General features: G+C 50.6%; 11 protein-coding genes, 3 tRNA genes, 1 rRNA gene, 1 pseudogene and 1 riboswitch. Of the genes and pseudogenes, 9 read left to right on the top strand and 7 right to left on the bottom strand.

What is annotated here, in order from left to right:
- Nucleotides 1-15: 15 nt before the first annotated feature.
- Together YWK_RS0106315 and YWK_RS0106310 are read right to left on the bottom strand one after the other, a co-directional pair.
- On the bottom strand, nt 16-696 hold the full coding sequence (locus YWK_RS0106315; RefSeq protein ID WP_026964130.1) for a response regulator transcription factor: 681 nt from the start codon (nt 694-696) through the stop codon (nt 16-18).
- Between the two features lie 195 nt (nt 697-891).
- Nucleotides 892-1875: a DMT family transporter gene (locus YWK_RS0106310; protein WP_245578525.1), complete on the bottom strand. Its 984-nt coding sequence runs from the start codon at nt 1873-1875 to the stop codon at nt 892-894.
- Between the two features lie 284 nt (nt 1876-2159).
- Nucleotides 2160-2292: riboswitch (cyclic di-AMP (ydaO/yuaA leader) on the top strand.
- Nucleotides 2293-2667: 375 nt separating this feature from the next.
- Between YWK_RS0106310 and YWK_RS0106305 the strand changes: the two genes are divergently transcribed.
- Entirely contained in the window at nt 2668-3870 is a 1203-nt protein-coding gene (locus tag YWK_RS0106305; RefSeq protein WP_026964128.1) for a macrolide family glycosyltransferase, read from the top strand.
- Between the two features lie 511 nt (nt 3871-4381).
- Nucleotides 4382-5683 carry an Nramp family divalent metal transporter gene (locus YWK_RS0106300; protein WP_026964127.1) on the top strand — a complete coding sequence of 434 codons (1302 nt, stop codon included), beginning with the start codon at nt 4382-4384 and terminating at the stop codon, nt 5681-5683.
- Nucleotides 5684-6005: 322 nt separating this feature from the next.
- On the opposite strand, the gene YWK_RS0106295 is transcribed toward YWK_RS0106300, so the two are convergent.
- Nucleotides 6006-6935, bottom strand: a complete 930-nt coding sequence (locus YWK_RS0106295) for an alpha/beta hydrolase (protein WP_026964126.1) — start codon at nt 6933-6935, stop codon at nt 6006-6008.
- 406 nt (nt 6936-7341) lie between these two features.
- On the opposite strand from YWK_RS0106295, the gene YWK_RS21825 reads away from it, so the two are divergent.
- Nucleotides 7342-8190: a hypothetical protein gene (locus YWK_RS21825; protein ID WP_156909053.1), complete on the top strand. Its 849-nt coding sequence runs from the start codon at nt 7342-7344 to the stop codon at nt 8188-8190.
- 22 nt (nt 8191-8212) lie between these two features.
- The gene (locus tag YWK_RS0106290) at nt 8213-8464 is read left to right on the top strand and encodes a hypothetical protein (protein WP_026964125.1); all 252 of its coding nucleotides are present in this window, start codon (nt 8213-8215) and stop codon (nt 8462-8464) included.
- Between the two features lie 135 nt (nt 8465-8599).
- On the opposite strand, the gene YWK_RS0106285 is transcribed toward YWK_RS0106290, so the two are convergent.
- The 3 genes from YWK_RS0106285 to YWK_RS0106275 form a co-directional block, all read right to left on the bottom strand.
- A tRNA-Gly gene (locus YWK_RS0106285) sits at nt 8600-8673 on the bottom strand.
- A 193-nt stretch (nt 8674-8866) separates the two neighbouring features.
- Nucleotides 8867-8943, bottom strand: a tRNA-Ile gene (locus YWK_RS0106280).
- A 5-nt stretch (nt 8944-8948) separates the two neighbouring features.
- A tRNA-Gly gene (locus tag YWK_RS0106275) sits at nt 8949-9023 on the bottom strand.
- Between the two features lie 210 nt (nt 9024-9233).
- Between YWK_RS0106275 and YWK_RS21820 the strand changes: the two genes are divergently transcribed.
- The 5 genes and pseudogenes from YWK_RS21820 to YWK_RS0106255 all read left to right on the top strand — a co-directional run bounded on the left by YWK_RS21820 (nt 9234) and on the right by YWK_RS0106255 (nt 13691).
- The gene (locus YWK_RS21820) at nt 9234-9380 is read left to right on the top strand and encodes a hypothetical protein (protein WP_156909052.1); all 147 of its coding nucleotides are present in this window, start codon (nt 9234-9236) and stop codon (nt 9378-9380) included.
- A 32-nt stretch (nt 9381-9412) separates the two neighbouring features.
- Nucleotides 9413-11710, top strand: a pseudogene (locus tag YWK_RS22835) (penicillin acylase family protein).
- Between the two features lie 25 nt (nt 11711-11735).
- Nucleotides 11736-12182, top strand: a complete 447-nt coding sequence (locus YWK_RS0106265; RefSeq protein ID WP_026964124.1) for a hypothetical protein — start codon at nt 11736-11738, stop codon at nt 12180-12182.
- Nucleotides 12183-12191: 9 nt separating this feature from the next.
- Nucleotides 12192-13061 (top strand): alpha/beta hydrolase family protein, encoded by an 870-nt coding sequence (locus YWK_RS0106260; RefSeq protein WP_026964123.1) that lies wholly within the window; start codon nt 12192-12194, stop codon nt 13059-13061.
- A gap of 78 nt (nt 13062-13139) precedes the next feature.
- Nucleotides 13140-13691 (top strand): GNAT family N-acetyltransferase, encoded by a 552-nt coding sequence (locus YWK_RS0106255; RefSeq protein ID WP_026964122.1) that lies wholly within the window; start codon nt 13140-13142, stop codon nt 13689-13691.
- Between the two features lie 81 nt (nt 13692-13772).
- On the opposite strand, the gene rrf is transcribed toward YWK_RS0106255, so the two are convergent.
- Nucleotides 13773-13889 (bottom strand): 5S ribosomal RNA (gene rrf, locus YWK_RS0106250).
- Between the last annotated feature and the right edge of the window lies 1 nt (nt 13890).

The following is a 13890-nucleotide window of genomic DNA, read 5'->3' as shown; positions in this document are numbered from 1 at the left end:
GTAATGGTTGCGTTGCTAGGAAGATGGGATTTTGAACACATAACCGACGCCACGGACGGTTTCAATGTAAGAGTGGTGACCGGGCACGTCAATCTTTTTGCGCAAGAAGTGCACGTAATTTTCTACTGCGTTGCTCATCACCGACGCATCCGGGCCCCAAATCCTGTCGAGAATCAATTTTTTCGAAAGAACCTTGCCGTGGTTGCGCATGAACAGTTCTAGCATTTGGAACTCTTTGCTGGTGAGGGAGAGGGGGTGGTCGCCCCGCTTCGCAGTTCGGGATGACAAGTCAATGGTGAAGGGGCCGACTTGCATGATATCCGTCCCGGCTAAGCTGCCGGTTCGCCGGGTCAGGGCACGCAGACGTGCCAGCAGTTCTTTGTTGGCAAACGGTTTGACGAGGTAATCGTCAGCTCCCGCGTCCAGTCCTTGCACCCTGTCGTCGACGGCATCCCGTGCAGTTAACAACAAAATCGGAACGTCCAGTTTCTCCGCTCTGACTTTGCGTACAATCTCCAGTCCGTTTAATCGAGGAAGCATAATGTCCAACACTAGCACGTCGTAGCTGTTGGTCAGAGCCAGGTCAAGCCCGGTTTCTCCATCGTAGGCCACGTCAGCAAGGTATCGGCTGTCGCGGAACAATTGCATGAGCGCGTCAGCCAACGGTTTCTCATCTTCGACCAAGAGAATTCTCACAGCTGCACCCAACCTTTTTTCCTTCTCAACACATAGGATTGTATCGCAGAGCAGTGGTCAGGCCCAGAGGTAGAACCAGGGATTCGTCGGTACTTTGCAAATCGCTGATCTAAAAATGACCGCCTAGAATCTTCTCTAAGGCGGTCTTCGTGGTAGGCACTTTGTCCGTTCACCTTGTTCTGTATCGCTCCCGCATCATGCAGAGCTCTTTCGGGCCAGTATGACCACTGTCGCCAGGATGCACAGTCCTCCGAATACAGCGAATGCCCCCATGTTCACGTGCAAAAATGCCATGGCCACAATCGCGGCTGAAAGCGGCTCGCCACACGCCAGAAGGCTCGCTTCTGAGGCTGAAATGTAGTTCAAGCTGGAGATATACAGGTAAAACGGAATCAGCGTCCCGAACAATACGACAAACCCAACAAGCCACCACGCACCGAATGAACTGTATCCGACAAAGTGCCACGGAGGATTCTTGAAGGCCATGACAAGCCCACCAATCACCATAGCCCAGCCAAGCGTGGTTGCAGACCCGTAGCTTTGCAGCAACCCTTTCGGATACAAAGTATAGAAAGATAACGTCAGGGCCGAGATCAGTCCCCACACGACAGCAGGCGTGGAAACAGAAAGCCCCTGCCATTTACCGTTTGTCACGAGAAAAAACGTCCCGATGAGTGCTAAGACAACGGCAATGGACTCCCACCGATTCGGCATACTACGTCGCCGAAACGCCAGATATACTGTGATGAAAACCGGTCCCAAATACTGCAATAAAGTTGCCGTCGCGGCGTTTCCGTACTGAATGGATGCAAAATAAGAGTATTGAACGCCCAACAATCCAAGGATTCCGAAGAGAATGAGGCGAAGCGAGTCCTTTGTATTCCCCCATACTGAAAATACGGGCTTACATCCGGAGCGAATTGCAACAGCAAGAAGTAGCAATAGTCCGCTTGCACTCATCCGCGTGCTGACTAACCAACCAGGATCAAATCCGTCCCGTTGGAACAAAACTTGAGCGGCTGTACCAGATACCCCCCAAAGAACGGCTCCCAGAAGGACCATCGAAAGTCCTTTGAAATGGTCAAATTTTTTGCCGGCGATGATTGTCGATTGAATTTCGCTGGCCGTTTTGTGTTGTATGCCACGTTCAAAATTGAATTTTGACTCAACGTATTCCAAATCGACACCTCCCTAACATGCTGGCATTTCTCTTTTTTATAACATAAATATCCATGTCCCGTAAGGCGTCAATGATATACAACGGCAGTTTCGATGATCCACACGCCAAAGCGCCACCAACAGTATCAGTGACTCACGCAGATGTACCTTGGGTAGGCACAGGTCATTCACGTACAGGTCAAATGTCCGGCAATGTCCGGAGAATTTCGGCCTTATCCTCCTCTTTCCTATAGAGATCAGTCTTTGAAGTTTGATGATGGACGAGCTACACTCTACAAAACTGAATGTCGCTTGCGCTGAATCCCGAAAGGGAACGGAGGAACCAATCTTTGGGGTGAATCCAGTCTGCTGACTGGTAGGGCAATCTCTTAAGCCCAAATCCGACAGCTAACTTCGTAAGCGTTTAAGAGAGGAGAGCGGTTTTATGCCCATGTATACGGTGGTCCCTGGTTCATCACAGCGGTCCTCACAATCGGAGACTTCCAGTGCTATGGTAAGCACAGGAGGTCGCGCAGCATGTAAGACGCAGAGAGCAAGAGCTTCCCGACTGCAGTCCAATTCCGTTCGCACAGTGGTTCCCAGACCTCATCGCCATTAATCGCTATTAAATGAAACGTCCATGGGTGGACCCGATGGGACAGTGGGAAGGTGGATCGGCTCCACCCAAACAATTCGTAAAATTTCCATATCCACTAAGTATAATGTCTGCAACTACACTGCGCTATTGTGTACAAATATGTTTGCATAGGTCTCTGACGATTCATGATGTAACCTTAAAACGAGGTGGTTTCCATGTCTCGGGTCTTGTTTATCAATGGGCCTGCTGAAGGCCATATTAACCCAACGCTGGGGGTTGTGTCGGAATTAATCCGCCAAGGAGAGGAAGTTGTCTACTTCACCACCGAACAATTCAGAACGCGCATTGAGAAAACGGGTGCCATCGTGCGCACCTATGATGACTCTGCCTTCATGAGCGCATTCTTGGCAGGGAATACGAATCATATTTTAGATAAGGTCACTGGACTATTACGCACGTCTGATGTCATCGTACCCAGCGTCATCGAGCAAACAAAGGGGGATGAGTTTGACTATATCATCCACGATTCCATGTTCGGTTGTGGACGCTTACTCGCTCAAATGTTGCATTTACCTGCTGTGAACTCCTGCACGTCATTCGCCCAGACAAAACAGTCTTTTGACTTCATACTGAACAGCGTGTCACGCCAATCCCCTGCATCGATAAATACCCAAGTGGAATCGGAATTTGAACAAATGTTAGCCACCGTGAACGCAAAATATGGCGTAGATCTGGAATCAGCGTACGATGTGTTCTGTAATCCTGCACCGCTTTCCATTGTGTATACCACCAGGCAGTTTCAGCCACATGGTGAATCATTCGATGACACGTACAAGTTTGTAGGTCCATCCATCTCAGAACGCGGATCGCAGGACAAATGGGACCTAGACCTTGAGAATAAACAGGTGATTTACATCTCGTTGGGCACTGTCATTCGCGATGTCATGGACTTCTATAAGATATGTTTTGAAGCTCTCGGGGACACGGAATACACCGTGGTTGCATCCGTAGGAAGGCACACGGACATTTCGGATTTGGGCAACATACCTCCCAATTTCATTGTCAGAAATTACGTGCCACAAACAGAGGTCCTTCGGCAGACTCAAGTGTTCATCACACATGGGGGTATGAACAGTACCAGCGAAGGTTTGTTTTACGGTGTTCCGCTCATCGTCATTCCGCATGATAAAGACCAACCCTTCATCGCCCGGCGTGTAGCGGAGCTTGGTGCTGGCATTCAATTGCAAAAGGACAATCTATCAGCGAACGAACTTCGGAAAGCGGTCGATGAAGTGGTCAAGAACCAGGATTTCCGAAAAGTCGTCAGTGAAATGAGTAAGTCATTTCAACAGGCTGGCGGATACCATCAAGCCGTTAGGGAAATTTTTGCGTTCAAACACAAAACCGGTATTCAGTGATTTGGAAACGAACGAGACACAGCTCGTTCAGCACAATATATGGGTTTCCGGCATTCGGGAAACACACCATGCGTTTGCAAATCACATATGACAGTTGGTTCAGCACACTGCGGAGTGTTTCAGGCAGCAATGAAACACATCACCTATATGTGCTGAACCACTTTAGGTGGTTCTCCAAATCGCTCGATTGAGCGTTTTGTCGGGGCGGACCTACCGCTCTGCGTCCACCGATGATGCGTACACTGAATGTGGCCATAGGCAGTCACCTCCTCGAAATGCGTATCGCCACATGTTTGGTTTTGGTACCTTCTCTGACCCACAGATATGTTTCCTTCATCCAACACTTTTTCCTTAACGAAAATTTTTTCGCCGATACCCACTGGAACTGTGACAATTTTCTGATGTCACTGTGTATAATGGTTCCATAGAAGTTTCCTTCGGCTAAAACTTTTTCCCGAGATCCACATTTTGTCCTGGAGGAAAACCAAAAGTGGGAAAGGATGTGTTCTAGATGAGCATACCGTCTCTGCAAATGCAAAAAGAGACCAAAGCCGTCTTGGCGGCTAGAGAATCCATAACCCACCAAAGAAAAGGCATTAGAGCTTTGTTACCGTTCTTGGGTCCTGCCTTCGTTGCTTGTGTCGCGTATATCGATCCTGGGAACTACGCCACAAACATTCAAAGCGGTTCGGAGTTTGGATACAAATTGTTGTGGGTTGTTGTATTGGCGAATTTGATGGCAATGTTAATTCAAAACATGTCGGGAAAGCTTGGCATCGCAACGGGTAAAAACCTTCCAGAGCTGTGTCGCGAGTATTGCCCCAAATGGCTCTCGTATGTCATGTGGGCGTTCTCCGAGGTTGCTGCAATGGCGACGGATATCGCAGAGTTTCTGGGCGCGACGCTCGGGCTCAACTTGTTATTTCACATCCCGATGTTGATGGCTACATTGCTGACGGGTGTAACAACGTACCTCATCCTGACCCTTGAACGTTTCGGCTTCAGGCCATTGGAGAAGTTCATCGCCGCCTTCGTCGTCGTGATTGCTGCCTGTTATGTCGTCGAGACGGTTTGGGCAAAGCCAGACGTTGGTCAGATTGCGTATCACAGTCTCGTTCCATGGCTCGGAAGCAACGATTCTGTCCTATTGGCTGTCGGTGTTATTGGCGCCACGGTCATGCCACACGCTGTATATCTACACTCCAGTCTGACGCAAAACCGCGTGGTTCCACGCAATGATGCAGAAAGACGCAGTATCTTTCGCTTTCATACAAAGGAAGTCATCATCGCCATGAGCCTCGCTGGGCTCATCAACCTGTCCATGATGTTCATGGCCGCTTCGGTCTTTCACCAATCCGGCCGTACGCAAATCGCGGACATCTCATCTGCATATCAGACGTTGACGCCTCTCCTCGGAGCAGCGTCTGCAGCGGTCTTTCTAGTTTCTCTGCTGGCATCCGGCATTTCGAGCTCTGCGGTGGGGACGATGGCCGGTCAAGTGATTATGCAAGGATTTGTCGGGTTCACCATTCCACTGTGGCTACGACGCGTGATCACCATGTTGCCAACAGTCGTCATTGTTGCACTTGGCATGGATCCAACGCACACTTTGGTCATCAGCCAAGTCGTTCTGAGTTTAGTGTTGCCGATGCCTATCATAGCTCTCATTTACTTCACTAGGCGGCGCGACATTATGGGTGTTCTCGTGAACAAGCGGGTGGTGACTGTCACAGCGACAATATGTGCAGTCGTGATATTGTCCCTGAATGTCTTGCTCCTGTATCTATCATTTGGTGGTACGCTGCCGTTCTAGGAACAGGCTGTCCTTGAATCTGAACATCGTGAGAACCACTTGTATAGGCTCTGAGGAACGTGTTGGTTCAGGTGTAGTCGAGGAGTGTGTGACTATGGAATTAGGAGGGCTTGCACTTGGCGCGGTAACGGTTGTCGTTTTATTAGGATGTCGCACGGTCGCACATAAGTACCTGTTTCACTCCAAAATGAATCACGGAGATAAAAACAAATGAGCAATCATTGAAACAAAGTTGACATAGATTTTGTATTCTGTCGCTCACATGCTATAACGAAACGGCGGTCCCTTCGTGGAACCGCCTCTCCATTTTGCAAATCGCTCATCATTTATGCATCGCCATCCGCAACTGCTCAGCACAAAACTCCAGTGCTTTTTGTGCACTGGGCGCGATGCCGTGCAGATTCGCGAATCCGTGGATGAGTCCCTCGAAGTTCTTGTACGTGACTTCAACTCCGTTTTCACGCAGTTTATCCGCGTATGCGCGACCAACGTCCCGCAGCGGATCGTACTGGGCTGTAGCAATGAACGCTGGAGGCAAACCACGTAAGTCAGAGTACAAGATGGGAGCCACATAAGGGTGAAGCAATTCTTCATCGTTGTTTAAGTAGTGTTTCCGGAACCAATTCATCATTTCACGGGTCAACAAGTAACCCTCCCCGTTCTCTCGCATGGAGGGCGGTTCTTCCGCATATCCAGTCGAAGGATAGATCAGAAATTGATACTTCACCTGTGGCGCCTTACGTTCTTTGGCGATGACGCAAGCAACCGCGGCCAGGTTACCTCCTGCACTGTCTCCCCCAACAGCAATTCGCTGTGGATGGATATCGAACTCATCTGCGTGCGCGGCAATCCACTGTAACGCATCAAATGCATCGTGCACCGCAGCGGGAAACTTGTGCTCAGGTGCCAAGCGGTAATCCACCGAGACCACGATACACTGACCGAGATTGGCCAAAACCCGACAAATCGAATCATGGCTCGCAATGTTGCCTGTCACCCAGCCGCCGCCGTGATAGTAAATCAGTGCCGGACGAGGTGCGGGTCCTGCCGAATCTGGCAAATACACACGTACGCGAATGTCTCGTCCTGACAGCGGCAAGACGCGCTCATATACTTCCTTGACCTCCATGGGTTTGGCAGGAAAGCTGAATGCTTGCTTTCGAAATACTTCAAGCGAAATGGAGTCAAGCGGCGGCCGCGGCACGGCATTGATCTTGTCCAGAATCGCTTGTATATCCGGATAAAGCGGCATCCCTAAACCTCCTATTTCGAAAACTGAACCATGTGCCTCTGACAATGTCGAATGATACGCCTTATCCATTGTCGTTGCAAAGAACGTAACGCAAATAGCTCTGGAAATGCCCATAAAGTGAAGTGCAATGCTAGCTCAATTTACAGACTAGAACGAAAAATATACAACATTTCTGTGCCGGTTCTTAGTAACATGAAGAGGAAAGGGAAAACGATGAAGAAAGTTAGCCTTGGCCCTGCTGGATGGGGGCCGAGCGATGTAACACTGGCATAAAGCTTCGACATGAGCAACGTGTTTCGAGACAAATCAATGTACCTCTAGTGACTTGCGATGCAAGTAGATAGGACCATTACGTCTATCATTCTGTAGTTCTCCATTAAGGAGAAATCACGGAGGGGAATACTCTATGCGAAAAAAATCTGCGACCATCTTACTTCTTTCTTCCATCGCTGCTTTGACGATTGGTTGCTCAACATCACCGAGGAAGGTAGACAACAAACCAGAACAATGGTTGAGTTTAGGAGGATGGTCTATAAATGTAGTATCAGACCCATCCTCTGTAATTCCCCTCCAGTACGATTTGCTATGTCGAAATCCATCGAAAAATGCCCAAGTAACATCTATACTTTTACAAGAATCACAAGGCATTGCTGTTCAAAGCATTCATACTCAACCGAACAAGACGGAAAATCAGATTGAGTTCACTACACAATGCGATGCAAAAGTGACACGTGATATCAAAAACGCAAAATTGCCAATAACAATCTCAACGAATGCATGGCATAAAACGCTTCCTTATGCGAGTGTAAGCACATCTCTGATTTCAAAACAAGTCAGTTGGGTGGATATGGAGCAAGCATTAGCAGGTGGTGGAGGTTCATTTGTTTCTTCGAGGGTCTATTATTTTAGTCTAAAAAACACTACAAGTACCCCCATCAAATTCGTTAAATTAATTCAAGCTGGCGATTTTACAATTACTAACTATCACTACATCAGTGGGATTAGTGCAATGGATTTATCTATCCCCGATAATACACGGCCTATGCCATCTAGTGGCTTTACCATTCTCCCGAATGAAACGATAACAATATACTGCGAGATTGGGTTTACTCCAGATGAACGGAATGTCATTTTCCAACCTGCCATGCAATTGATCAAAGGAACCCAACAAGGACTAGAAGTATTACCACCTGTTGTATGGACTGAAACAAACCTTCCTCAAAAGATGCCCAGTTCGTATGTTTTGATAAGCTAAGTACCTTCGAGGAGGACAAACAATGCTGTTCGCAATCACCCAAGTCATTGCATTTGTTGCGTTTGTTTTGATGGTGTTGTCCGCCTATGCAATATTTTCTAAAGCCTTCAAAGGTAAAAGCACATCAACGCAATTCTTTATCGGTGCGATAGTTTTGGCTTCAATTGGGGTTGTCTGCATTGTATTGAAGGATTACGTTGCATTCTTTTTGTTAGTCGCTGCCATCTCGTTGTTTGCAATGGCAATCAGATGGAAAGTCACTAAACAAGAATAGGGTAGCAAGCAAAGATGCAAAAAATTTTCATGAAGGTAAATGTGAAAAGAGGCGTTTTGCAAATCGCTCAACCGAATAACAAAACCACCACAACCAAACATCATTGTCTGACTGTGATGGTTTATTTCGCTCGTTTGGAGCGGGTGATGGGAATCGAACCCACGCTACCAGCTTGGAAGGCTGGAGTTCTACCATTGAACTACACCCGCACATTTTGTTGTTGTTTATGACGTAGTAAATCCGTCGACACCCGAACGACAAAGATTATTATACACATCCGTGTCGTTCAAAGCAACCGCTTTGGACATGCGGCAGGACTTCCGTACCCCCAAAACGGAAAGACCGCGTGCCCACTCACACATGGACATCACGCGGTCTTCAACATCTTTCGTCAACACATCTTGGTGGGCCCACTAGGACTCGAACCTAGGACCAACCGGTTATGAGCCGGCCGCTCTAACCAACTGAGCTATGGGCCCTCTTCTGGAGCGGAAGACGGGATTCGAACCCGCGACCCTCGCCTTGGCAAGGCGATGCTCTACCCCTGAGCCACTTCCGCGCAGTCAAATCCAACGTGCAGAAGACATTGTACCATGTATGAAGGCTGAATTCAACCGTTCGGTCTTCTCCAGATTTCGGATGACTGATCCGTCGACAAGACCATCAACAATTCTCAAAATGATACGCGATTTTTGTCGAATTCTGATATAATTGAGAAAAATAGATGAATGGGTGTTCTTCGAAACGCTGAAATGGGTGGGGTAAGTACGTGAGGCAGTCCATCGTTCTCCGCAGTCTCAATGTGGCTGCCGCTATGGTATTTTCCGGCGGTGTCCTGTTGCTCGCGGGTAAAGGAGTCAGTCCCTTGCCTGCGTTGGGGGTTGCGTTCAACCTGGGACTGGCGTTTGGACCGTAGCGAAAGAAGCCACTCTACCGAAGTCACAGACTTTGCACTTGTCGTTTCTGGACAAATCCGTCACTGTTGCGTTCGATGAGAACGGCGTAGCATACATCAACGCATCCACAAACCATGATCTGTTTGCAACCATGGGATATCTGCACGCAACCTTCCGATTGACACAGATGGATCTCATGCGGCGTCAAGGCGAAGGGCTGTTTTCGCAAGTTGTCGGCAAGAAAGCGCTTCCCTCGGATACCTTTGAATTACAACTTGGATTACTCCGCACGGCCAAGCAGGAATGGGAACAAATGTCCAAGGACAGTGACGCCTATCAGGCGCTCACAGCATACTCGGCAGGCGTGAACGCCAAACTAAGCGAAGACAAACAGTCCGGACAGCTTCCATACGCCTTCAAGTTGCTCGGGTACGAGCCGAAGGCGTGGACACCCGTTGATAGTCTCGTGATCCAAGGCATCATGACTCAAACCTTAGATTACACAGACACCCCTCTCGACTATGCACTGCTAACAAAGTCACTCGGGTACAACCGGACCATGAACTGGTTTCCTGTCCTGCCACCGAATGAACAACACCCGTATGATCCAGGTCCATACAAAGCGGGTGGCGTCTCTCCGCTTCCCACTGCGCAACCCATCTCTGACGCGGAGCTGGCTGCTGTGCGGGATGTAGAGAACCGCATGCGGAGCCTGCCGGTCCCCGCGGTGCACCAGGGATCTAACAGCAACAACTGGGCCGTGGACGGCACCAAGACGGCGAATGGGAAACCGCTTGGCTGGCGATCCTCACCTATCCCAAACTCTCCCGGCCATCTGGTACCAGGTTCAGGGCAACGCGCCCGACTTCCACTTCTCGGGTGTCAGCATCCCTGGCTTGCCGCTCATCTTAATTGGGTGCAATGAACACATCAGTTGGAGCCTGACGAACGTCCAGAACCAGGCCACCTTCTTTTACGCGGAGAAGACAGATGCGGACCACCCCGGTCAGTACTTTTGGAATGGCCAGCGGCAAGTCACCTACGACATTCCTGTGAAAGGCGGCCAAACGCAACACCTGACAGTGAATCTCACAGTTCACGGTCCTGTGCTCACGCAAAAAGGACAAACGCTGTCCGTCGATTGGATAGGTGCCGACCCATCGCCAGATATCCAGGTGATGATGAACATCATTCGGTCAACCAATTTCCATCAATTCCGAGATGCGCTGAAAGACTGGCACGCGCCGTCCCAGAACTTTGTGTATGCGGACGACGCGGGAAACATTGGCCTCATTTCTGCGGGGTACTACCCATCATCAAGCAGGGCAGTCCGTGGCTCCCCCTCCCTGGTACCGGCGAGTCTGACATGTGTGGAACCATCCCGTTCGACGACATCCCGCAGGTGTACACCCCGCCGTCACACTTCGTTTTCAGCGCCAACCAACGGGTCGTAGAGCCGGACTACCCATATTACATCGGAACGAGCCTCGACTTCTTCTCCGACGGGTACCGTGCGAATGAAATTTACCGGACACTGAGCCGCTGGGATCGATTGACCGTGAAGGATATGCAGTCGTTGCAGAACGACACAAGAGATTATCTCGCCAGTCTGATGGTCCCGAAACTCTTGGAAGCTGCGAAGGGTCAACCCCTGACGAGCAACGAACAAAGTGCGTTGTCACTGTTGAAATCGTGGGACTACCGGATGGATTCCGACTCACCGGCGGCCGCCCTGTGGTGGACGTTTTGGACGCAGTACCTGTCAGATACGTTTCAACCGTGGTGGGACCACTTCAAAGTTCCGGTCGAGGTGGATCCGTCCCTCAAAGTAAACCCGAACCTCGCCTCTTTAAACGAGGACTTGGAAGCGTGGACGTTAAAAGACCCGAACAATGCAGCCTTTTCTTTGCCGAACGGCACACGGCGCGACGCTAACGAGGTCATGCGGCAGTCCTTCCACGAAGCCGTGGGTTCGCTCTCGGCACGCCTCGGAGCGGGTCCGAAGGCGCGGTCGTGGGGATTGCTCCACAGTCGCCAGTTCCCCTCTCTCCTGCGTGTTCCGGAACTGGGCTACGGACCGTTTCCGAGCGGCGGGGACATTTGGAGCGTAAATGCGGCGGATTCCGCAGACGGATACTTGTCGACAGCGGGGCCCAGTTGGCGGTTCATCATGGATTGGGGCACGAAACAGGGCTTTGGTGTGTATCCCGGGGGCCAGAGTGAGAACCCGTTGTCCCCCTGGTATGCAAATTTCATTACGGCCTGGTGGAACGGTGCGTATTACCCAATGCAAGACTTTCCCACCGTAGATAGGTCACCCCAAAGCGTCGAGTGGGAGCTTGAACCTTGACATGGTGAGTGAAGGAGGTGATTCGATGGTTCACATCAGTCGATGGGTGATTTGGGCCATATTGTTGGTGAGCCTCGGCATCATCTGGTATGCGAATATTCTCGGTCTCTGGTATGTGACGTTTCTGGTCGGTATTGCGCTTACAGGACTCCCTGTTCGTGGTGGCGTAGCCGCATTTCTCAGCGCTTCGGTCTCTGCGGCCGGTTGGGGGTTACCACTCGCTTGGATGAGCCGGACGGGGCACATGCACGCGGCTGCCGCCGCCGTGTCGGCGATGATGGGTTTTGGCACGAAACTGTGGTGGGTGGTCGACGCCATCACGGTACTCACTGGATTGCTCCTTGGCCTCGCAGGTACCTGGCTCGGCAGGGCGGTACTTGCGCTAGTGCGGCCGTCCTGTACAGTGCATGAACAGAATCTCGGCGTTGCTGACTCGCCCGACGATTACATCGCATCAGGGGACGAGTGGTAAGATAGATGCATGGGCATCTTTGAGTTGACCTACTTATCCGATGAACTTCTGGTAAAAGCCTATTTAGGAATCCCAAGTGCGATTCGCGTCCAACGCGACGACATCCTGACACTGCTGATACAGAGGTATGGGCACCGCCCTGACCTTTCTGTAGAGGTGGTTGAAGGAGCCGAGGACGAAGAGAAAGACCGTGTTCCAGTAAACGATTCTTTGCCGGGACTCGTCTATTGCCGAGGCGGCATCAACCGTGTGGGCATGGCAAAAATTCCTTGGATCAACGACTTTATGGCGCGTGGGTACGCCGTTATCGCACCGTGGTATCGAGGTACGTATGGCAACCCCGGCCGCGACCAGTTTGGTGGGGCAGACTGTAACGACGTCTTGGAAGCGTACCGCTTGTTGCAATCGATGCCGTTCGTTCAGGCCAACGCCATCTCAGCACTCGGGTTTTCGCGTGGATCGATTAATGCAACCAAGTTAACCATTGCAGCGCGTGACGTACACCACCTCATTTTGTGGGGCGGCGTTGCGGACTTGGCGTGGACGTACGAGGAGCGAATCGAACTGCGGCGTATGCTCAAGCGCGTGGTAGGCGGTTCTCCCACAAAGGTCCCGGACGCGTACCAGCAACGATCCCCTGCCCGACTGGCACAGGACATTCCCTGCCCAGTTCTTATCGTCCATGGAACAGCCGACGTCCAGGTACCGTTCCGACACGCCATATTGATGAGCGAGTCACTGAGGGCGCACGGAAAACCGTTTACCGTTCACGCCTACGAAGGGTACGGTCACCACTTACCGCCAGATGTACATCAAGCCGTGATTGACAGAATGCTGGAACATGTAGCCCATGGTAACCCCACCTCCCTGCCGCACTGAGCTGTTGGTGGGGTTCACATTTTCGGAACGGTTCTTCCTCTGTGCAGGTGCGAACTCAAGAGGCAAAGGAGGCTTCGCATGTTCTACTACCCAGTCAACGACAACATCCGGTTAAAGCTGCTGACGGTACAAGATGCAGTTGAAGTTTTTGCGTTGACCGACACATCGAGACATCACCTGCGACAATGGCTTCCTTGGGTTGATGAGACCAAAACAGCCGACGACACACGTTCGTTCATTCAAACAACGCTGAATCAATTTGCCGAAAACAATGGATTTCATGCAGGGATTTGGTACAAAGGTCAGCTTGCTGGCTGCGTCGGGTTACATGGCATCCATTGGACCAATCGCCACACGAGCATTGGATACTGGCTCGCAGAACGATTTCAAGGGCATGGGATTATGACCCAATCCGTTCGAGCAGTCGTCGACATTGCATTCCGGGATTACAAGCTGAACCGGATAGAAATTCGGGCTGCCGTTGACAATCTCAAAAGCAGAGCGATTCCAGAACGGTTAGGCTTCCAAAACGAGGGTTGTATTCGTCAAGCCGAATGGATCTACGATCACTTCGTGGACCACATTGTCTATGGCATGTTAGCTCAAGACTGGATAAACCACGAGGGATAGAAGACGTCCATGATTCATCACACAGTCTCACCCAGCACAAAAGAGCCCAGTGCATGTAGCACTGAGCTCTTCTGCTCTCTTGCCTGGCGGCGTCCTACTTTCCCAGGGGCTCCCGCCCCAAGTATCATCGGCGCTGGAGGTCTTAACGGTCGTGTTCGGGATGGGTACGCGTGTTTCCCCTCCGCCATTGCCACCAGAC

Source organism: Alicyclobacillus pomorum DSM 14955 (genome assembly GCF_000472905.1).
GTDB classification, from domain to species: Bacteria; Bacillota; Bacilli; order Alicyclobacillales; family Alicyclobacillaceae; genus Alicyclobacillus_A; species Alicyclobacillus_A pomorum.
Note: the sequence above shows the minus strand (reverse complement) of the source record. Positions and strands in the feature narration are given on the sequence as shown.

What these genes read in the sequence shown, in the direction of transcription:
- YWK_RS0106305 (WP_026964128.1), top strand. Translation starts at nt 2,668, where the DNA reads ATGTCTCGGGTCTTGTTTATCAATGGGCCTGCTGAAGGCCATATTAAC.
- YWK_RS0106300 (WP_026964127.1), top strand. Translation starts at nt 4,382, where the DNA reads ATGAGCATACCGTCTCTGCAAATGCAAAAAGAGACCAAAGCCGTCTTG.
- YWK_RS0106295 (WP_026964126.1), bottom strand. Translation starts at nt 6,935, where the DNA reads ATGCCGCTTTATCCGGATATACAAGCGATTCTGGACAAGATCAATGCC.
- YWK_RS21825 (WP_156909053.1), top strand. Translation starts at nt 7,342, where the DNA reads ATGCGAAAAAAATCTGCGACCATCTTACTTCTTTCTTCCATCGCTGCT.
- YWK_RS0106290 (WP_026964125.1), top strand. Translation starts at nt 8,213, where the DNA reads ATGCTGTTCGCAATCACCCAAGTCATTGCATTTGTTGCGTTTGTTTTG.
- YWK_RS0106265 (WP_026964124.1), top strand. Translation starts at nt 11,736, where the DNA reads ATGGTTCACATCAGTCGATGGGTGATTTGGGCCATATTGTTGGTGAGC.
- YWK_RS0106260 (WP_026964123.1), top strand. Translation starts at nt 12,192, where the DNA reads ATGGGCATCTTTGAGTTGACCTACTTATCCGATGAACTTCTGGTAAAA.
- YWK_RS0106255 (WP_026964122.1), top strand. Translation starts at nt 13,140, where the DNA reads ATGTTCTACTACCCAGTCAACGACAACATCCGGTTAAAGCTGCTGACG.